This is a genomic window from Acidimicrobiales bacterium, from assembly GCA_041394185.1.
In the GTDB taxonomy this organism is placed as follows: Bacteria; Actinomycetota; Acidimicrobiia; order Acidimicrobiales; family Poriferisodalaceae; genus JAAETH01.
This window is the reverse complement of sequence record JAWKIQ010000001.1, coordinates 837,660-856,439: the sequence shown is the minus strand read 5'-3', so window position 1 is coordinate 856,439 and position 18,780 is coordinate 837,660. Positions and strand designations below refer to the sequence as shown.

Below are 18,780 nucleotides of genomic sequence, written 5' to 3'. Positions count from 1 at the left end.
CAAGCTACGCCCTCGAGAGCAGCTCTCCCACAATCGCCGCGGCGCCGCCGTCGGCCACCGCGATGGTGTAGTGGTTGACATCGTCGACGAGCCTGGCCTGCAGGTGGGCCAGCTCGTCGCACGCCTGTGCGACCTGCTGGGCGCTATAGAGGCCTGGCGTCTGGTCGAGCAGACCGCGCGGAGCCCACAGCAGTGTCGCTGGAACGTCGATGCGCTCGATTGCCGCCGCCGATGTGGGGTCGACGATTGCGGCCGCTCCGTCGACCAGCACCGCGGCCTTGGCGACGCTCGACCTGATGTCGCCCTCGTCGGTCAGCACCGCGTCGTACCTGACATAGGCCTCGACCGCCGTGGTCCATTCGTTCGGTGGCTGGAACGCGGGGTGAGAACGGAAGAAGTCGACATATGCCTCCTCGTCCGGCCACCGCTGGTTCAGGCGATCGAGAGCAGGGCCGATCACCGACTGCACGATGACCTCGATGGCGTCGTCGTCGAGGGCGTCGGGTGTGAGGCCACCGGGCAGATCCATCGCGAAAGGCAGGCCACCGTCGATCAGGACCAGGCGCTCGACCCGATCGGGGTGCCTCTCGGCGGCGTTGGCAACCACGAACCCGCCCATCGAGTGCCCGGTGAACACCGCAGTCTCGACACCCATGTGATCCAGCAGTGCGACGGCGTCGTCGGCGTGCTGCGCCAGCCCGTAGGTACCAGGAGTTGCAGCACTGCCCGCCCGCCCCCGGTGGTCGAGGGCGACGAGGCTCAGCTGTCCCCCGCTGCGTTCGTCCAACAGCTCACCGACCGTTTGCCACGATCGGTGGTTGGCCGTGATGCCGTGTGATGCCACGACCACCGTGGGCCCGGCACCCCACCGCCCCGCCACCAGCGATCCGCCCTCGACAGGCACCTGGAACAGTTCGTAGTGCGTCATGGCTCGAAGGTACCCAATGCGACAGCCAGCGTCACCGGAACACGACCTCCGGCCATCGCGGCTACGTGAACGGATCTGGAACCACCTGGGTGACCCACGCATCGATCTCGGCGACCAAGTCGACGAACCCATAGGTCGTCTGGTTGGGATCGGTACGTTCGTTCAACAGCACCACATAGTCGATGCGACCGAAGTTGCGAGCGATCGCGTAGGTGCCGGGCAGCGAGCCGTCGTGCCAGCCGTCGCAGAAGCCGTCGTTGGGCACGCCGTCGGTGCAGTACGCGGCGAGGAAGTCGAGCACCGCCGAAGCCGGCGCCACCAATCGACCGTGTGCGGTCATGGCCTCCAGATTGAAGCCACCGTCTGGCCAGCACACCTCGGGCCCGTCGAGGTCGAACACGTTCAGGAACAGGCCCTCGTTGCATCCGTACTGGACCTCGCCGGGCTGGCGCTGGGTGGGCAACGTCGAGCCCAGCACGATGTCGTCGCTGACGCCCAGGTAGTCGTGCAGCAAGTCGATGTAGGAAGTGCCCGTGTGGGTCTCGATCGCCAAGCCTGCGATCAGGTACCCGAGGTTCGAGTACGAGTAGACGTCTCCGGGCGCGTGCGGTAAGGGTTCGGCCAGGGCCCAGGCCACCATGTCGGCCTCGTCGGGCAGCCCGTCGAGGCCCATGTCGGCCGCAACCAGCAGCGGCGCGAACATCGGATCGAAACTGAGGTCGCGGTCGAAACCGGCCGTGTGGTCGAGCAGTTGCCTGAGCGTGATTTGCGAGAGCTGCTCGTTGACGGTGCGTCCCGCCGCCTCGGACTGGGCCACGACGTCGACGATGCAGTCTTCGCGAGTGTCGGGGGTGCAGATCACCTGGCTGTCGAGATCGATCCGACCCTCGGAGGCCAGCCGAAGCGCCAGGGCCCTGGTGAAGGGCTTGGTGACGCTGGCCACCCGAAACGACGAATCGACGTGCAGGGGTTGTGTGCGCTCGAGGTCGGACCAGCCCAGTGCCACCTCGACCACGGGTTCACCGTCGACGGCGATGGCCAGCACTGCGGCTCCGATGTCTCGTTCCAGCACGTACTGCTCGAACGAAGCCACAGCCTCCGCCCAGTGGGTATCCGCGATGGTTCCCTCGGCCGGGCGGGTCAGCTCAACGGCTTCGGCCACCTCGATGGCGGTGGGAGCGGGTGCAGCCGTGGTGGTGGGCGCTGCGGTTGTCGGCGCAACAGTGGTCGTTGCACCTTCGGCGGTGGTCGACGTCGTCGCGGCAACCGTGGTGCTGGTGGCTCTGGCAGCCGTGCCGGCAGAGTCGGCATCGGATGAAGAACCACCACACGCCGCCAAAATCAGCATCAGGGAGACACACGCGAAGGCAACACGATGGATTTGGCGCATGTGGCCAAAAGTTACACCGTGAGCGCGCGATCTAGATCCAGCCCACCACTCTCTGCACCATGAGATCCAGGAAGCTGTCGGGTTCGTCGGCCATCTGTGTGTTGAGGACATCGGCCGAGCACACCATGCGGTGAGCCAGCACCAGCTTGCTGACCTCGACGTCCGAGCACAGCATCTGCCACGAATAGTCCTTCACACCCGCCGCCACCAGAGCGGTGTGGTAGCGGCGCAGCATGTGCTCTTCGGCCTCGCGATGCTGGGGGTGCAGCGCTGTGGTGACGAAGTAGGCGACATCCCATCCGGGCCTGCCCCGGCCGATCAACTGGTAGTCGAGCACCACCAGCGAACCGTCGGGTCTGAACAAGATGTTGTCGAGCCGATAGTCGCCGTGCTGCAGTGTCCACGGAGCCGAGGCCAGAACCCCAAGCAGCTGGGGTATCCGGTCTTGGACGTCGTCGAGCTTGGCGACCATGTCAGCTCCGATGACCTCGCCAAAGCGGTCGACGAAATCGTCCCTGTTGCGCAGATAGCTGGCCTGCCAAACGCGAGGCGTTCGATCGAGCGGCCAGATCAGGTCGGAGGCCGTCGCCGCGGATTGTGACATCCAGTTGGATGCATGGAAACGAGCCAACACATCCAAAGATGCGAGTGCGTCTTCGAGAGAGCCGCCCTCGGCTTGGGCCGGGGGTCTGGCGTCGGCGATGTCCTCCATGACCAGCGCGTATCTGCGGCTGCTCTTGGTCGAAAAGCCGATGAAGCGCATGATGATCCAGTTGACGGCCTTCACGGGCAACCGGTCGAACAGCGACGCCACCACCTTGTCGATCCAGGGGGCGGGATGCGGGTCGAGGTCGGAATGGAAGTGTTGCGGCATCGGCAGGCCCATGTCGGAGCCGATGTCGCGATAGGCGACGATCTCTCGCTCGTAGACCTGAAGCGCCTCACCAACGCCACGGTTCGAATCGAGTTCGGCCGGCACCTTGACGATCACGGATCGTGGCAGGTCGGTGTCGCCGACAGGGCCCTGCCACTCGATACGGCATCGATACAGATCGCCGATGAAGCCGATGCCGTGGCCGACCCTTTCGATCTCGACGTCGGCTACCGACACGCCAGGCGGGGGCGAAAGGGCATGGGCGATCCACGCCGCATCGATCTCGCCGGGCGACTGAGCGATGACACTCGGCGTGCGCCTTCTGATCAACCCCATGGCTCCCCCTGGGCCGCCACACTAGCGCTGCTGTTGGGACCACCTGCTCTAGTCGGCAACGCAGCGTCGCCTTACGTTCGTCTGATGCGCGGTCGAGACGGACTGATGGTGCTGGCCATCGGAGGCCATTCGCTTCTCGATCCCGGTCGCGAGCCCACCGTCGAGAACCAGTTCGACGTGACAATGAATGCCATGGGCCCCGTCGCCGAGCTGATCGCCGCCGGAACCAGGATCGTGCTCACTCACGGGAACGGTCCCCAGGTCGGATTCATGCAGCGCCGGTCCGAGATGGCTTCGGGCGAGCTGCCCGAGGTGCCACTGGACTCGTTGGTCGCCGACAGTCAGGGTGCCATCGGATACATGATCGAGCGTTCGCTGCGGGCGCGGCTGGCAGAACGAGACCACACCGACCCGGTCGTGACGATCTTGACCGAGGTCGAGGTGGATCCGAGCGATCCGGCTTTCGACGATCCGGACAAGCCGATCGGTCGATTCCTGGACCCGGCCGAGGGTGCCGAGCTTGCCAGAGCCCGGGGTTGGCAGACCGCCTACGACCCAAAGCGCGGGGTCCGGAGGGTGGTCGCCTCACCCCTGCCCAAACGAATCGTCGAACTCGACACCATCGCCAAGCTCGTCGATCTGGGGGTAACCGTCGTGTGCTGCGGCGGTGGGGGCATACCCGTGGCCCAGATGCCAGACGGCCGCACTGTGGGTCTGGAGGCCGTAATAGACAAGGACAGGGTCAGCATGCTGTTGGCCATCGAGCTCGGGGCGCCGCGCCTCGTGATCACCACCAGTACAGACCGTGTATACACCGGCTACTACGGCCCAGATCCGGTCGGCCACAGCCGATTGTCGGTGGACCAGGCACGTGCATTCGCGGCAGCCGGTGAGTTTCCGGCCGGCAGCATGGGCCCAAAGATCGAGGCGGCGATCGGTTATCTCGAGGCCGTCGACGGCGAGGCGATCGTGTGCCAACCGGACGACTTGCTGGACGCCCTGGCCGGCAGGGCTGGCACGTCGATGACCAGAGCCAGTCAGAACCGAAACCCCATCGCCAAGTGAGGATGTCGTGCACAAGATCGAAGCACTAGACCAGGAACGTCTGAACGCCCTGCTGGGCAAGAGCCTGCTGACCACCCAGGAATGGGACGTGGCCGAGCTAGACACAGTGCGCGACCTGGCCCGGGTGTTCGCAGACCTCGACCGCCGGGGAATCAAGACCCCCGTGTGCGAGCACGAACTCGCTTGGGCGGTGTTCTTCGACCAGTCGACCCGCACCAAGAGCGCTTGGGCCGGAGCCGCCAGCCGCCTGGGTATGCAGCCGGTGATCGTCGATGGCTCGTCAACCCAGGTTTCGCACGGCGAGACGGCGGCCGAAACGGGTGCGATGCTGGGCATGAACGCCCACGCCATGGGCATTCGCCACGACCTCATCTTGGGCGAGGGCAACACGTTCATCCGCGATATCAAGAGGGGCATCGACGAGTACCTCGACGCCACCGGCGACGGGCGCAAGGTGCCGATCGTCAACCTCCAGTGCGACGTCGACCACCCCACCCAGAGCATGGCCGACCTCCTTTGGCTGGAGGAGAACTTCGAGTCTCTGGCCGGCAAGAAGATCGCCATGTCGTGGGCCTATTCGCCGTCGTACGCCAAGCCGCTTTCGGTGCCACAGTCGATCATCACGCTGCTAACGCGCTTCGGTGCCGACGTGACCCTGGCGCACCCGCCCGGCTATCAGTTGATGGACGACTGCGTCTCGGCGGCCGCAGACAACGCGAGCGACGGGGGGTCGTTTCGAATCGTTCACGACATGGACGAGGCCTTTGCCGATGCCGACGTCGTCTACCCCAAGAGCTGGGGCGCCTACGACCTGATGCTGGAACGTGTCGACGCCAACAAGGCCGGCGACTCGGCGGCGATGGCGGCCATCGAGCGGCGGGCGCTGGAACGCAACGCCGAACACACCGACTGGATATGCGACGAGCGCCGCATGTCGCTGACCCGCAACGCAGACGCGTTGTACATGCACTGCCTGCCCGCCGACATAGGAGCCGAGGTGAGCCCCGGCGTGATGGCGGCCCACACCGTGAACGTGGCCCGCGAGGCGAACTGGAAGGTCTATGTGCAGATGGCCCTGATAGCGGGCGCCAAGGTGCCCGCTATCAAGTCGGCGCTGGCCACCGTCGCCGCAGACGCCGCAGATCAGATCTGAACGAGGAGACGACCATGAACCACCTCGATGAACGCATCGGCGAGCTCAGCCAGAAGTACCTGCCCCTGGCCGCCGAGATATTGGCCGAGTGCATTCGTATACCGGCCGATCACGTCGACCGACCGGTAGAAGACGGTGGCGACCCGCTGTGTGGCCTCAGCAACCACGAGGGACCACGGCTCGAGTATCTGAAGGCCAAGATCGTCGAGATCGGTGCTGTCCGCTCGCCCGCCGATGTCTGGTTCGACGACTTCGGCAGCCTGGTGTGGACCGTCTCCAACCCCGACGATGGCGTCGAGCCCCCAGACAAGCGGGTCGTGTACATGGACGGTCACAGCGACACGGTCAAGGCGCTTCGCAGCACCTGGATCGACAAGCTGGTGGGCATCGATGCCTACGACGGGCTGGTCGACCAGTCGGCGATCGACCGCGACTATCTCAGGTCTCAGCTGGGGTACCTGCCACCAGATGACGAATGGCATCACCTGCTGTTCGGGCGGGGTTCGGCCGATCAGTTGGGCGGCGTGGTGTCGCAGGTGATCGCAACGAAGATCGCTCTCGAGCTGGCCCCAGAAGGCGCACTCGACGGTGTCATCGTGCGTTCCTACGCCACCGCTTGTGAGGAAGACAACGACGGCGCGGGCCCGATGTATCTGATGCGCGAGGTGTTGCCAGGTGCCACGCCCGACCTGGTGCCAGACGTGGTGATACTGACCGAGGGCACCGGCGACGCGCAGAAGGGCGCCCTGGGCATATACCGGGGTCAGCGCGGCCGAATGCAGATAGCGGTTGAGGTAATCGGGCGATCTTGCCACGGCTCGATGCCCTGGGAGGGCCTCAACCCCCTCGAGTTCGGGGCTGCCATCATCACCGAGGCCGCCCAGCGGTACCAACGGCGAGACGGCTTCGGCGACGATGCGTTCCTGGGGCACGGCACCCGCACCGCCTCATGGGCCCACCTGGACACGCCCAGCGATTGTGCGGTGCCAGACCGCTTCGTGTTCCGGTTCGACAGACGCCTGACCGTCGGCGAGACACCAGATGAGGCTCTGGCCGATGTCGAGCACTTCCAGTCGGTTGCTGCTGCCCGCGACGCCGGGCTGGCCGTGAACATCACCGTTCCGACCTACGACGAGGCATCGTGGCGGGGATACGTGCTGGGCAACCAGCAGATCTACATGGGCTGGGCCACGCCCGAGGACCACCCGGCCATCACCGCCGCGGTCGACGTATATCGCAGCGTCGTATCACCCAACATCGAGGCGCCGCAGAGCGCCGGCGGGGGCCTGCGCTGCGAGCCACGCGTCGACCGTTGGATCTTCTCGACCGATGGTGTGGGCTTCCCCATACCGGTCGATGACGACACCATCGAAGTGCCCCAGTCGAAGCGGTGGGTCAGCTCGGGCGACTACAAACACCCCGCCATGTTCGGATTCGGTGCAGGCATAGAGCAGAACACTCACAAGATCGGCGAGTGCACCGATCTGCGCGAGTTGCGGCTGGCCATCGGCTTCCTGGCCCGGTTCCCCAGCGCATACGCCCAGGGCTAACTTCTGTCGGATGCCCTCCAGACACGAGATCGAGATTCCGAGCCCCGCCGCGGTCAACGCATTGGTGGCCGAGGTCTACCCGTCAATTTCCACCCAGGGTTTCCGGTGCGAAGAGATGGGACCCAGCACCAGCGTGGTCCGCTGGCCTCTCGACCGGGCCGAGTTGAGGCCCGGGGGTCTGATCTCGGGCCCCACCCAGTTCGCTGTAGCCGACCTGGCGTTGTGGTTCCTGGCGTTCACCGTCATGGGGCTCGAGCCCATGGCCGTCACATCAAACGTCACCATCGACTTCCTGCGCCCGGCCGCCGGCGGCGATCTGCTGGGGCGCGGCACGCTGCTGCGCTCGGGCAGGACGAGAATGACCGGGCGGGTCGAGCTGTGGGTCGACGGAGCCCCGGAACGCATCGTCGCACACGCAACCGGCGGCTATGCCCTGCTGTCTCTCAAGGAATAACCTCGGCCAAATGGAAAATCTCGAAGGCAAGACAGCCGTCGTGACCGGTGCCGCCAGCGGCATGGGTCTTGCGTTCTCGCATCGCTTCGCCCAAGCCGGAATGAACGTCGTGATGAGCGACATCGAGGCCCCTCGCCTGACCGAGGCCGCCAACGATGTAGCCGCCCACGGAACCAGGGTCATCGGTGTTGTCACCGATGTCAGCGTCGAAGAGTCGGTCGACAAGCTCGGCGCAACCGCCTTCGAAGCGTTCGAAGACGTCCACATCGTGTGCAACAACGCCGGTGTGGCGGGCGAGCTTCGGGGCACCGGCATCCGCGCCGCAGACTGGAAGTGGGTGCTCGACGTCAACCTGTGGGGTGTCATCCACGGCCACAGGGTGTTCCTGCCCCACCTCATCGAACGCGGCGAGGGCCACATAATCAACACCGCTTCGATGGCCGGTCACATCCCGGGCCACTCGGCCTACTCGGCCAGCAAGTGGGCTGTGGTGGGCATCACGATGGGCCTTTACCAGCAGATGAAGGCCCTCGACACGGGTGTGGGCGTCAGCTGCCTGTGCCCCGGGTGGGTCAACACCGAAATCGCCAACTCAGACCGCAACCGGCCCGAGTGGGCGGCACCCAGCGCTTTGACCGAGCTCACGGCCGAACAAGAGGCACACAGGGCTTTCCTGCACGACGTTCTGCGCAGCGGCGCCGACCCCGTTTCGGTTGCCGAACAGGTCTACGACGCCGTGGTCAACGACAAGTTCTGGATCTTCACAGACATGGACATGGTTTCGCTGCTCGAGGACAAGCACGACTCGATCATCAACAACCGCAACCCAGAGGTGCGGACCCTGTTCAGCTGACCGGCACGAAGGTGTGCTGGTCGTAGGTCAGCGACCAGCCGCCGTCGCGTTGGGGCGACGCCATTCGCGCAATTCCGTGCAGCGTCGTTTCGGGCTCGGCCGAGCGCCGCAGCGCAACGCCAGACAGGTCTGCGATGGCCTGCAACAACTCGTCGCTGCGGCTGAGGCCGCCGTCGACGACGATTTCGCCGGCTACTCCCATGGTGGCGAACACCTCGCTGACACGCCGGGCGATGCCCAGCACCGCACCCCTCACGATGTCGTCGCGCGTGCTCGACAGCGCCAAGCCGCTGATGACGGCGCGGGCGTCAGGGTCGTTGTGCGGGGTGCCCAGACCGGCGAAGGCGGGCACTACATCGACCCCGGCGCGCCCCCGGCGCACCGATTCGTCGAGCAGCTCGACGCTGTCGAGAAGACCCACCGAGGTCAACCACTCGACGGTGGCGCCGGCCGCATGAACCGAACCCTCCAGCACGAACTGCTCGCCGGGCGGGGCGTCAGCGACGGGCCTCGACAGCCGCCACAGCGGCAGCACGTAGGCCCCCGAGGGCGCAGGCGAGCTGTCGGCGCCCCGGGCCGGGTCGACCATGGCCGATGTGCCCAACGTCAGCTTGGCGCGCCCTGGTGTCAGGTCGTGGGCGAACGCGGAGGCCACCTGATCGCCGCAACGGGCCGACAAGGCCACCGGATGTCCCAGCGGCGACCTGGCCGAGGTGTGCATCATCTCGTCGCTGGCGACTACATCGCCCAGGGTTCGATGGTCTATCCCGAACAGCGACAGGCTGCGCTGGTTCCAGCCGCCCGCCTGAGCCGAGTACAGACCCGTCGAGCCCGCGTTCGACGGGTCTGTGACGTGAAACGCGCCACCGCTGAGCTTCCAGCCGAGCCAGCTGTCGACGGTGCCGAAGCGCAGCACCCGAGCGCGGGCGGCTTCGGCGCATGCGGCGTCGTTGCGATTGAGCCATTCGATCTTGGTGCACGACGCCGCCGTGGTCATCGGTATTCCGACGGCCCGCAGTTCGTCGACCCGATCCGCTGTGCGCGTGTCCTGCCAACCGATGACCGGCGCCAGAGCCCTGCCGCTCGCCACGTCCCACGCCACCACGCTGGCCCTCTGGTTGGTGATGCCGACATGTCTCACCCGAGACGGGTTCACCCCGGCCAGGGCGGCACACTCGGCCAAGAGGTCGACCGCAGCCTCGAAGATCTCTTCTGCGTCCTGCTCGACGGCGTCGGCCGTGGGGTGCTCGACGCCGACGCGCCGCCGCGACTGCGCAACGAGCTGCCCAGATTCGGTGAACAACCCGGCTCGGACGCTGGCCGTGCCCGCGTCGACCGCCGCGACCAGCGACATCAGGGCACCAGAACGCCAGGGTTCATCAGGCCGTCGGGGTCGAGTGCGCGCTTCAGCGCTCGCAGCACATCGACACCCGCCTGGCCCACCTCCGAAGTCATCCAGCCCCGCCGCACCCTGCCGATGCCGTGATGATGGGCCACGCCCACGCCCAGGTTGGCCACAGCCGACATGGCGGCATTCCAGTAGGCGTCGTAGGTCGACTCGAACTGCGACGGATCCTGTGGTTGAGCGGCCACGGTGAAGTAGAGGTTTGCGCCCGACCTGTAAGCGTGCGACGAGTGTCCGCTGGCGGCGATCACGCCCGGAACCGCGCGCATGGCCTCGACCACGTCGTTGTACACGGCGGGCAGGATGCTCCATGGGGCGGCCACCTCGATGGTGTCCGACACCAGTCCCTGGCGGAGCAGTTCATCCCACGTCGGAACCGTGTTGCGGTGTTCGAACCAGCGGTCGACAGCCTCGCTGGGAGCCTCGACTCCCCCACCATCCGTGCACAACGCCCCAACCGCCGCGGCCTGCAACGGGGCCAGTCCGGGCGGTCCCTCGTGCAAGAAGATCAGCATGCAGTGGCCCTTGGGCATCTGGTCGCGGAAGTGGCGCCACGACTCGCGCCCGTCGTACAGACGAACCACCGGCGGACGCCATCCCTGCCGCATCACCGCAGCGATGGCGGCGAGGCCCGCCGAGAAGTCGGCGAAGTGAAAGGCCTGGCGTACTCCCGGCTCGGGCTGTTCCCTCAGCGACAAGGTCACCTCGGTGACCACGCCCAACACACCCTCGCTGCCCATCAGCAGGTGCCTGAGGTCTGGTCCCGCGGCCGCCCGCGGGGTGTTGCGGCTGCGATAGACAGAGCCATCAGGCAACACGGCCTCGAGCCCGTACACCATGTCCTCGATGTTTCCGTAGGCGGTCGAGTACTGGCCAGAGGCGCGGGTGGCCACCCAGCCGCCGACCGACGACAGTTCGATCGATTGAGGCCAGTGGCCGATGGTCAACCCATGCTCGGCCACGTTGTTCTCGGCCACCAGGCCGTTGGTGCCGGCACCGAAGGTGGCCAGCAGGTCTGCGTCCGACAGCTCGCGCATTCCGGTCATGCGCTCGGTGCTGAGCACCACCGATTCGGCCGAAGCCAGCACACCGCCGCACACGCCAGATCCACCGCCCCGAGGGATCATCGGTGCACCGTGGGCTCGGCAGACCTTGACCGCCTCTGCCAATAGCTCTGTGGTGTCTGGTGCACACACCGCCACTGGTGCCACTTCGGGCCTTCCGCCGGTGATGGCTATCTGGCTGCGCGACCAGGTGTCGCGGGCGCGGCTTACGCGTTCGGTTTGCTCCAGGATCAGGGCATCTCCGAGCACCGAAGCCAGATCGTCGGTCAGTGAGGTCATCGGGTCTCCTTGAATGCGAGTTCGTCGGCGAACAGGTGCTGCACACGTTCCAGTTCGGCGGTTGTGCGGGCGTCGTCCCAGCCCAGCTTCGTTGCCATCCGCCGAGCCATGGCGTCGGCAAGTTCGTTCCTGTGCGTGGGCAGGTACCACGCCACACGTGTACGCCGATAGACGACGTCCTCTAGTGTCACCGCTGCCTCGACGTCGATGGCCCAGTCGACCTCGCCCTCGACGGCGGGAACCCCCTCGACCAGCGGGTCTGCACCCAGCGAGATCACCTGCTGGGCCTCGCTGCCGTACAGCCTGGTCAGCCGACGCGCCAGCGGGTCTTCGGCCAACGGCACCGGTTCACCGCCGGGTATCGGCGCGGTTCCGGGACCGTCTGAAAGGGTCACACCCAACTGCCGACCCACCAGCTCGACGATGTCTTCAGCCATCTTCCGGAACCCCGTCAGCTTCCCACCGGCGATCGAGAGCATTCCGCCGGGCCCCGACACGATCTCGTCCTTGCGCGAAATCTCCTTGGCCGACTTTCCGGGTTCGGCCACCAACGGTCGCACCCCGGCCCAGGCGGCTATGACATCGTCTGGCGTCGGCGGCTCGACATCGAAATAGCGGCCCAGAGGGGCCAGCAGATAGTCGACGTCTGCCCGCTCGATCTCGGGCCACAGTGGCCGCGAGCCGTAATACGAGGTGTCGGTGGTGCCCACGTAGACCACCTCGCCGCGCGGGATGACGAAGATCGAGCGGCGGTCCTCGGCGTTACAGATCACCAGGTGGTTCACCGGCAGCCGGGCGCGCTCGAGCACTACATGGATCCCCTTCGACAGATGAAGGTGGGTCGCGGGTTCGGCTCCGGGCGCGACACCGTCGATCTCCATGCGGGCAACATCTTCGACCCACGGACCTGCGGCGTTGACCACAACCTGGGCGCGCACGCGCACCTCGCGACCGGTCGTCGCGCACCTGCACACAACGCCGGTGACCTTGCCGGCTTCGTGCAGCACGCCGACCATCGGCAGCCTGCTGGCCGCAGTCGCGCCGTCGCGCACTGCGGCCCGCAGCACTCCCAGCACCAGCCTGGCGTCGTCGGTGAGGTACTCGCGATAGGCCACGGCACGCGTATACGTGTCGGTCCGCAGCAGCGGCTCGTGCTGGGCGATGTCGTCGACGCCCCAGTTCTGGTGACGGTCGGCGTCACCGATTGCTCCCAGCTTCTCGTAGGTGCCGATTCCGGCACGAAACTTGGTGGCGCCCGCCAGGTTGCGCGCCGGAACAACCATGTAGCAGGGCTCGGCCAGGTGTGGCGCCATGGCGTACACCGCCTGTCGCTCGCGCGCCGTCTTGCGCACCAGGTCGACCTCGCCGCTGGCGAGATACCTCAAGCCTCCGTGTATCAGCTTCGAAGAACGCGACGAGGTGCCCGAGGCGAAGTCGTCGGCCTCGACCAGCGCGACCCGCAGACCCCTCGCTGTGGCGTCGCGGGCTATGCCAGCCCCGGTTATGCCACCACCCACCACGACGACGTCGAACTCGTCGGCCTCGAGCTGGTCGAGGTTGCTGGCGCGGTCTGAACTCAAGGCAGCCTTCACCGCGGCGAGTATAAGTCGGCCCTCCGGGCGGCCCTGTGGTCGGCCACAGCGCCGAATCGTTCGCGCACTAGTCTCGGGCGATGTTGTTCAGCAACGTCACCGTCATCGACGGCACCGGATCTGCTCCATTCGTCGGCGACGTCGAAACAGAAGGCCAGCGCATCAAGTCTGTGAGGCGAACCGATGCCGAGGGCTGTGGTCTGGCGCTGGCGCCCGGGTTCATCGACGTCCATACCCACGACGACATCCAACTGCTGCGAACACCCGACATGGCGTTCAAGACGCTTCAGGGTGTCACCTCGGTGGTCGTGGGCAACTGCGGCATTTCGGCGGCGCCCGAACACGACGGTGCGCCGATGAAGCCGACGTTCCCGACCATGAGCGCGTATTTCGGCGCGCTCGACGACGAACCGGCCGCCGTCAACGCCACGGTGCTGCTCGGTCACGGGGCCGTGCGCGCCGCGGTGATGGGCCTGCACGAGAACCGAGCCGCAACCCGCGACGAGCTGGCCGCGATGTCAGATCACGTAGCCGAGGCGCTCGAGGCTGGCGTGATCGGCTTGTCCAGCGGCCTGGCATATGAGCCCGGCCGATACACCGGTATCGACGAGATGGTCGAACTGGTACGCCTGATAGCCGATGCCGGTGGCATCTACACCACCCACATGCGCGACGAGGCCACCGGCCTGCTCGACAGCATCGACGAGTCGATCGCTGTGGCTGAGGCAACCGGAGCACGGCTGCAGATCTCGCACCTGAAGGCGTCGGACAAGTCGGTTTGGGGCATGGTCGTGCCGGCGCTGGCCCGCATCGACCAGGCTCGCGACCGTGGTGTCGACGTCATGTTCGACCAATACCCCTACACCCGGGGCAGCACGTTGTTCGACCAGGTGGTCAGCTCGGGCGCCCTCGACGGTCAGTCTCAGTTCGGGTTCCTCGAACCCCAAGACATCCTCATCGCAAGTGCGCCCGGACACCCCGAGTGGGAAGGTCTCACCCTCGACCAGGTGGCTGCGGCCGAGGGGCCCCAACCCCGCGACATGGCCGATCGCATCGCGTCCGAGCTGAACCGACGCTGCGTGGTGATCCTCGACCGGATGAGCGAAGACGATGTCCAGACCGTAATGGCACATCCCCAGCTGATCGTGGGTTCAGACGGCGTGTTCGGTGGTTCTCGCCCTCACCCCCGGCTGCACCACACCTACCCCCGGATACTGGGTCACTACGTTCGAGAGCTAGGCCTGCTGGGCCTGCCCCAGGCCGTGAAAGCGATGACCTCGACTGCAGCCCAGCGCTTCGGCTTCGCCGACAGGGGTGTCGTGGCCGAGGGTGCCTTCGCCGATCTGGTGTTGTTCGACCCGGCCACCATCGCCGACACAGGCACCTACATGAACCCGACCACGGTTCCCAAGGGCATCGACGGCGTCTGGGTCAACGGTGTGCGCGTGGTCGAGGGCGGCACCATCACAGGGGAACGCCCAGGGCACACCATCCGCCGCAACTGAAACGGACGGCTTCGGTCGGCTCACCAAGCCGACCGGCTATTCGAGGGTGGCGTAGTTGGTAGAGCGGTCATCGGTGCTTGTGCCCCTGACCTCAGCAACACACTCGGCAAGGTCAGACAGGTACTGATCGATCACGCCGGTGTTCGAGTTCGACACCGTCGAATGCAGCGAATCGGGTGGCCCTTGGCGGTCGTGGAACCAGCCGCGGCGCTCGAGTGCGTCGCCAAGAGCGAACATGTCGATGGGCGTCGGGTCGGATGGTTCGTAGCTCATCGCAATCAGCTGGAACTTGCCGTCGCCCAGCACCCGAACCCCATCGATGTCGGCGATTCCGGCTCGCATGGCATCGGCGTTGGCCAGCACCGTTCGGGTCAGGTCGACATAGCCGTCGATGCCCAGATGGCTCATGACTGCCCACGCTGCGGCCATCGGCAGACCCGACCTGGTGCCCTGCAGGTTGGGCGATCCGTAGAAGCCGCCGAGCCAGTCGTCGAACAGGAAGGTCTGGTAGCGCCTCAGCTCCTTGGTGCGATGCAATATCACCGACACGCCCTTGGGGGCATAACCGAGCTTGTGCACGTCGGCGCTGATCGAGGTGACGCCCTCGACGCGGAAGTCCCATGGCGGGACCTCGCGGCCCAACATCTCAGCGAACGGCAACACGAAACCGCCCATGCAGGCATCGACGTGACAGTTGGCGCCAGCCTCGGCCGCCAGGGCCGCGATTGCGGGTATGTCGTCGACAACACCCTGGGGATACTGGGGTGCCGAGCCGACGACCAGCACGGTGTTGTCGTTGATGTGTTCTGCCATCGCCGACACGTCGGCGGTCCAGTCGTCGGCCACGTCGACCTTGCGGATCTTGATCCCGAACAGGTGGGCGGCCTTGTGGAACGCGGCGTGGGTGCTGGACGACACCACCATCTCGGGTGTTGTGATGCCTCGCTCGATGCGCCCGCGTTCGCGCGCCGCCTTGACCCCGCACAGAATCGACTCGGTGCCGCCACTGGTCAGGAACCCCGCGGCTGTTTCGGGGCCGTTCAGCAACGAGGCTGTCCAGCCGACCACTTCTGACTGGATCTCGCCCAGGGACGGGAACGCCTTGGTATTGAGTGCGTTCTCGTGCAGGTACATCTCGGCCGCGAGCCTGGCCACTTCGTGAACGCCGGGGCCTCCGTCGTACACCATGCCGAACGCCTTGCCGTCGGCCCAGCGGACATCTCGGTCACGCTTGGCCTCCAGGTCGGCGATTACGGCTTCGACGGGACGACCCTGCTTGCTGAACGCTGCCATGGTCACAACCCTACGCTCTGTGGCGCCGAGACTCCCGTCCCGCCAGTTGATCTCGCCGAGACTCCAGTCCGGCCAATTGATCCCGCCGAGACTCCAGTCCGGCCAATTGATCCCGCCGAGACTCGAGTCCGGCCAATTGATAGAGTCCGGCCGGGTGTGCAGCCCCGGCGGTGGACCAAATCGGCGACGAGACTAGATTTGCCGTGCCACCCATGCTAAGCATTCGACCACTCTCCGAGATCGAAAGGTCGCTCAATGTATTTGCGTAGCGTCTCGAAGGCTTTCGCGGCCCTTGTTCTGCTCGTTTCAAGCCTCGCTCTTGTTGCGGCTCCGTCTCGCGCCGCGGGCGCAGATGGCTCTGGATGGCTCGTCACCGCGTCAGGTGACGTCATCGCGTTCGGCGGCGCCCCCGACTTCGGCGACTCCATGTCGGCGTCGCCTGCAGTCGGGCTGGCAGTTACATCGACCGGACAGGGCTACTGGGTCGCCCACGCCGACGGTTTGGTCACTGCCCACGGCGATGCCAAGTACTTCGGCGACGTCAGCTGGGTCGCTCTGGATCAGCCAATCGTGGCTATCGCTGCCGCGGCCAACGATGCGGGCTACTACCTCCTCGCCGCCGACGGTGGCGTCTTTGCCATTCCGGTCACGCTCCCCTGGTATGGCTCGGTACCCGAAGTTGCCGGAGACACCGGCACCCGCGCCGTGGCGATTCAGATCACCGGCGCCGGCTATCGCGTGTTCCACGATGACGGTGGCGTGTTCGCATTCGGCGACGCGACCTTTGCCGGGTCAGTGCCCGGCGTGTTGCCTCCCGGCGCAGCGCTCGACCGCCCCATCGTCGATGCAATCCAGGGCCCCGACTCCGACTCGTACGGCCTCATCGGTGGCGACGGTGGAGTGTTCGCCTTCGGCATGGTGTTCGCAGGCTCTGCCGGCGGCACCGGACGCAGCGACATCGTGGGTGCTTCGCCAGACGGCGAAGGCGGCTATGTGCTCGCGTCGACCAATGGCGAGCTGACCCGGTTCGGGGGCGACGCCGTCAGCTCGCCCAACACTCCCGGAACTGTCGACGTGGCGATTCGCACCAACATCGCGGCAACTGCGACCACCACCACAACGACGCAGAAGCCGACCACCACCACAACGACGCAGAAGCCGGCCACCACGACCACAACGCAGAAGCCGACCACCACGACCACAACTCAAAAGCCGACCACCACCACAACCCAAAAGCCGACAACCACCACAACCCAAAAGCCCACCACCACCACAACCCAAAAGCCCACCACCACCACGACGACCAACCCGCCGGTGCCGTCGGGCAACGCCGTTACGGTTTGGGCATCGCAGACTCAGACCGCGACCAACTCGGTCTATTGGACGCCGAACTGGGTTGATCACGGCAACTGGCGCAGCCCCAACATCGTCAGTGGTGGTGATGCCATTCTCGAGATCGAGATCCTCGACAAGCCCACGAGCAGAGAGGTCATCATCCAGGTGTGCATGTGGCGCTGGAAGAACGGCCGCAACTTCAGTGGCGGCTTCGACGAGACCTGCACCTCGGAACGGACCGCTGGGATGAGGTTCACCGACGAGACCGGCAAGCGCACCATCAACCTCGGCAAGCCCTCCAACTGGTGGGTGATGGGTGGCGGCTCGTTCCCATGGGACAAGGGCCCCGACGTCGTGCGCCTGATGATCAAGGACGCGGCAACCAAGACGCTGTTGATGGACAACACGTGCGGCAACTATTGCTTCTCGGGGCCAGGATCGGCTGCTGCACACACGCCAATCCGCATCCGCTCGTCGCTGACTTTCAACAACTGAGCGACGCTCAGGCGGCCACCTGCGAAGGTTGAGCACCAGGCCAGGTCCAGCTTCGGCTGGACCTGGCCTGGCCAGTTTTGGGACCGTCCCTCAGCTCGCGCCGTCGAGGGCGCCCTTGAAACCGGCAGGCTCGTAGGGTCCGATCACGATCTGTTCGAGCACTCCGATGCCACTGCGCTCTCCGTCGGTGGCTCGCACCACCTGTTGCACGTGGATGTTCTCGGGAGCCAGCAGATCGAGTTGGTCGGGCTCATAGACCTCGTGGTGGGTGGCGAACTCACCGTGATACATGCCCTGCTTCCAGGTCGGGTGGTTGTATCCCAGACCCTTCATCTGGAACCGCAGAAGCGGTTCGAGCGAAATCGTACGCTTCGACCCGTCGAGCCCAAGCAGATCTATTTCCGCAGATGAGGCCAGACGAGTGCCCTGGTGATATTCGACGCGATGAAGGGCAGTGGCCATGCGCTCGGCCGGATCGTCCAACGTCGACGGTATGTCGTGTTCAGAGTCATAGAGCGGAGCGATCAGTCCCTCTCTGGCCAACGCCTCTCCGCGCCGCCCATCGAAGAAGATCGCATGCGAAACGTGGTCGTCCCAGAACAACGGGGCCCACAGGAAGAAGAACACTCGACCGCCGCTGGGTTTACCGCCCTCGGGTTCGCCAACGCCTCGCACACCCCACGACCGATCCTTGGTTCCGTACCAGTCGTCGACCTCGAACTCGCCGTCAGGTGTCTTGACCGTGCCCGTCCAGCGGCCGAACACGTCCATGCGCGTGGCGTCCATGATCCGACGCACACCCGACCACAGAGTCTGGCGATTCTCCTGTATCGCCGACGTGCGGGCCGAGAACGTGAGGTCACATGCCAGACCGGTCTCGTTGTCGTCGAGGATCACACGGCTGCGTCGCAGCGGCTCGATGATCTCTATTCGAAACGGACCCACCTGCATGTCGGTGCGCTCCTGGGGGGCCGATCGGCTGGCGATGTACGCGTGCTGTCGGCCGCCGCGCTCGACGGTGCTGAACGCACAGTCGAGCACCCCTCGATAGGGGTAGATCGCCATCCCTATGCCGAAGTACTGGCCGCCGTCGGCCGAGTACCCGTTGAACCAGGTGCGGTCGTAGAAGTTCCGGTCGGAGTCGGCCGGGTGGGCTATCGGCTCGGGCGTCTGGTGTATCGGATAGTCATCGAACTTGTTCAGCACGCC

The 18,780-nt window shown here is 65.8% G+C and carries 15 protein-coding genes; 7 read left to right on the top strand and 8 right to left on the bottom strand.

Annotated elements, in window-relative coordinates:
- Window positions 1-4: 4 nt before the first annotated feature.
- The 3 genes from R2770_04075 to R2770_04065 all read right to left on the bottom strand — a co-directional run bounded on the left by R2770_04075 (window position 5) and on the right by R2770_04065 (window position 3,528).
- Window positions 5-928, bottom strand: coding sequence for an alpha/beta hydrolase (locus R2770_04075; protein MEZ5279628.1), 924 nt, complete (start codon window positions 926-928; stop codon window positions 5-7).
- A gap of 61 nt (window positions 929-989) precedes the next feature.
- A complete protein-coding gene (locus tag R2770_04070; protein ID MEZ5279627.1) occupies window positions 990-2,318 on the bottom strand; it encodes a serine hydrolase domain-containing protein in 1,329 nt (442 codons plus the stop codon).
- Between the two features lie 31 nt (window positions 2,319-2,349).
- A complete protein-coding gene (locus R2770_04065) occupies window positions 2,350-3,528 on the bottom strand; it encodes a phosphotransferase (GenBank protein ID MEZ5279626.1) in 1,179 nt (392 codons plus the stop codon).
- Window positions 3,529-3,612: 84 nt separating this feature from the next.
- On the opposite strand from R2770_04065, the gene R2770_04060 reads away from it, so the two are divergent.
- From R2770_04060 to R2770_04040, 5 genes are read left to right on the top strand one after another with little or no spacing between them, the layout of a single operon-like run.
- Window positions 3,613-4,593 (top strand): carbamate kinase, encoded by a 981-nt coding sequence (locus R2770_04060; GenBank protein ID MEZ5279625.1) that lies wholly within the window; start codon window positions 3,613-3,615, stop codon window positions 4,591-4,593.
- A 7-nt stretch (window positions 4,594-4,600) separates the two neighbouring features.
- Window positions 4,601-5,746: a hypothetical protein gene (locus R2770_04055; protein MEZ5279624.1), complete on the top strand. Its 1,146-nt coding sequence runs from the start codon at window positions 4,601-4,603 to the stop codon at window positions 5,744-5,746.
- Window positions 5,747-5,760: 14 nt separating this feature from the next.
- Complete coding sequence (locus R2770_04050) at window positions 5,761-7,296, top strand: peptidase dimerization domain-containing protein (GenBank protein MEZ5279623.1); 1,536 nt, start codon at window positions 5,761-5,763, stop codon at window positions 7,294-7,296.
- A gap of 10 nt (window positions 7,297-7,306) precedes the next feature.
- Complete coding sequence (locus R2770_04045; GenBank protein ID MEZ5279622.1) at window positions 7,307-7,750, top strand: PaaI family thioesterase; 444 nt, start codon at window positions 7,307-7,309, stop codon at window positions 7,748-7,750.
- 10 nt (window positions 7,751-7,760) lie between these two features.
- A complete protein-coding gene (locus R2770_04040; GenBank protein MEZ5279621.1) occupies window positions 7,761-8,603 on the top strand; it encodes an SDR family NAD(P)-dependent oxidoreductase in 843 nt (280 codons plus the stop codon).
- Here the strand turns inward: R2770_04040 and R2770_04035 are convergent.
- The 3 genes from R2770_04035 to R2770_04025 are packed head-to-tail and all read right to left on the bottom strand — an operon-like array spanning window position 8,596 to window position 12,943.
- Window positions 8,596-9,957 carry an FGGY family carbohydrate kinase gene (locus tag R2770_04035; GenBank protein MEZ5279620.1) on the bottom strand — a complete coding sequence of 454 codons (1,362 nt, stop codon included), beginning with the start codon at window positions 9,955-9,957 and terminating at the stop codon, window positions 8,596-8,598. The two genes, R2770_04040 and R2770_04035, sit on opposite strands and share 8 nt — an antisense overlap.
- Window positions 9,957-11,351, bottom strand: a complete 1,395-nt coding sequence (locus R2770_04030; GenBank protein MEZ5279619.1) for an FAD-binding oxidoreductase — start codon at window positions 11,349-11,351, stop codon at window positions 9,957-9,959. Before R2770_04030 ends, R2770_04035 begins: the two co-directional genes overlap by 1 nt.
- Complete coding sequence (locus R2770_04025; protein MEZ5279618.1) at window positions 11,348-12,943, bottom strand: glycerol-3-phosphate dehydrogenase/oxidase; 1,596 nt, start codon at window positions 12,941-12,943, stop codon at window positions 11,348-11,350. Before R2770_04025 ends, R2770_04030 begins: the two co-directional genes overlap by 4 nt.
- Window positions 12,944-13,023: 80 nt before the next feature.
- Here R2770_04025 and R2770_04020 point away from each other — a divergent pair, with 80 nt between their 5' ends.
- Complete coding sequence (locus R2770_04020) at window positions 13,024-14,448, top strand: D-aminoacylase (GenBank protein ID MEZ5279617.1); 1,425 nt, start codon at window positions 13,024-13,026, stop codon at window positions 14,446-14,448.
- Between the two features lie 36 nt (window positions 14,449-14,484).
- On the opposite strand, the gene R2770_04015 is transcribed toward R2770_04020, so the two are convergent.
- Complete coding sequence (locus R2770_04015; GenBank protein ID MEZ5279616.1) at window positions 14,485-15,741, bottom strand: aspartate aminotransferase family protein; 1,257 nt, start codon at window positions 15,739-15,741, stop codon at window positions 14,485-14,487.
- A gap of 255 nt (window positions 15,742-15,996) precedes the next feature.
- On the opposite strand from R2770_04015, the gene R2770_04010 reads away from it, so the two are divergent.
- Window positions 15,997-17,571, top strand: coding sequence for a hypothetical protein (locus R2770_04010; protein ID MEZ5279615.1), 1,575 nt, complete (start codon window positions 15,997-15,999; stop codon window positions 17,569-17,571).
- A 90-nt stretch (window positions 17,572-17,661) separates the two neighbouring features.
- Here the strand turns inward: R2770_04010 and R2770_04005 are convergent, their stop codons facing one another.
- Window positions 17,662-18,777 carry a hypothetical protein gene (locus R2770_04005; GenBank protein MEZ5279614.1) on the bottom strand — a complete coding sequence of 372 codons (1,116 nt, stop codon included), beginning with the start codon at window positions 18,775-18,777 and terminating at the stop codon, window positions 17,662-17,664.
- Window positions 18,778-18,780 lie beyond the last annotated feature (3 nt).

What these genes read in the sequence shown, in the direction of transcription:
- R2770_04015 (MEZ5279616.1), bottom strand. Translation starts at nt 15,741, where the DNA reads ATGGCAGCGTTCAGCAAGCAGGGTCGTCCCGTCGAAGCCGTAATCGCC.
- R2770_04045 (MEZ5279622.1), top strand. Translation starts at nt 7,307, where the DNA reads ATGCCCTCCAGACACGAGATCGAGATTCCGAGCCCCGCCGCGGTCAAC.
- R2770_04060 (MEZ5279625.1), top strand. Translation starts at nt 3,613, where the DNA reads ATGCGCGGTCGAGACGGACTGATGGTGCTGGCCATCGGAGGCCATTCG.
- R2770_04075 (MEZ5279628.1), bottom strand. Translation starts at nt 928, where the DNA reads ATGACGCACTACGAACTGTTCCAGGTGCCTGTCGAGGGCGGATCGCTG.
- R2770_04035 (MEZ5279620.1), bottom strand. Translation starts at nt 9,957, where the DNA reads ATGTCGCTGGTCGCGGCGGTCGACGCGGGCACGGCCAGCGTCCGAGCC.
- R2770_04030 (MEZ5279619.1), bottom strand. Translation starts at nt 11,351, where the DNA reads ATGACCTCACTGACCGACGATCTGGCTTCGGTGCTCGGAGATGCCCTG.
- R2770_04065 (MEZ5279626.1), bottom strand. Translation starts at nt 3,528, where the DNA reads ATGGGGTTGATCAGAAGGCGCACGCCGAGTGTCATCGCTCAGTCGCCC.
- R2770_04040 (MEZ5279621.1), top strand. Translation starts at nt 7,761, where the DNA reads ATGGAAAATCTCGAAGGCAAGACAGCCGTCGTGACCGGTGCCGCCAGC.
- R2770_04050 (MEZ5279623.1), top strand. Translation starts at nt 5,761, where the DNA reads ATGAACCACCTCGATGAACGCATCGGCGAGCTCAGCCAGAAGTACCTG.
- R2770_04020 (MEZ5279617.1), top strand. Translation starts at nt 13,024, where the DNA reads ATGTTGTTCAGCAACGTCACCGTCATCGACGGCACCGGATCTGCTCCA.
- R2770_04070 (MEZ5279627.1), bottom strand. Translation starts at nt 2,318, where the DNA reads ATGCGCCAAATCCATCGTGTTGCCTTCGCGTGTGTCTCCCTGATGCTG.
- R2770_04010 (MEZ5279615.1), top strand. Translation starts at nt 15,997, where the DNA reads ATGTATTTGCGTAGCGTCTCGAAGGCTTTCGCGGCCCTTGTTCTGCTC.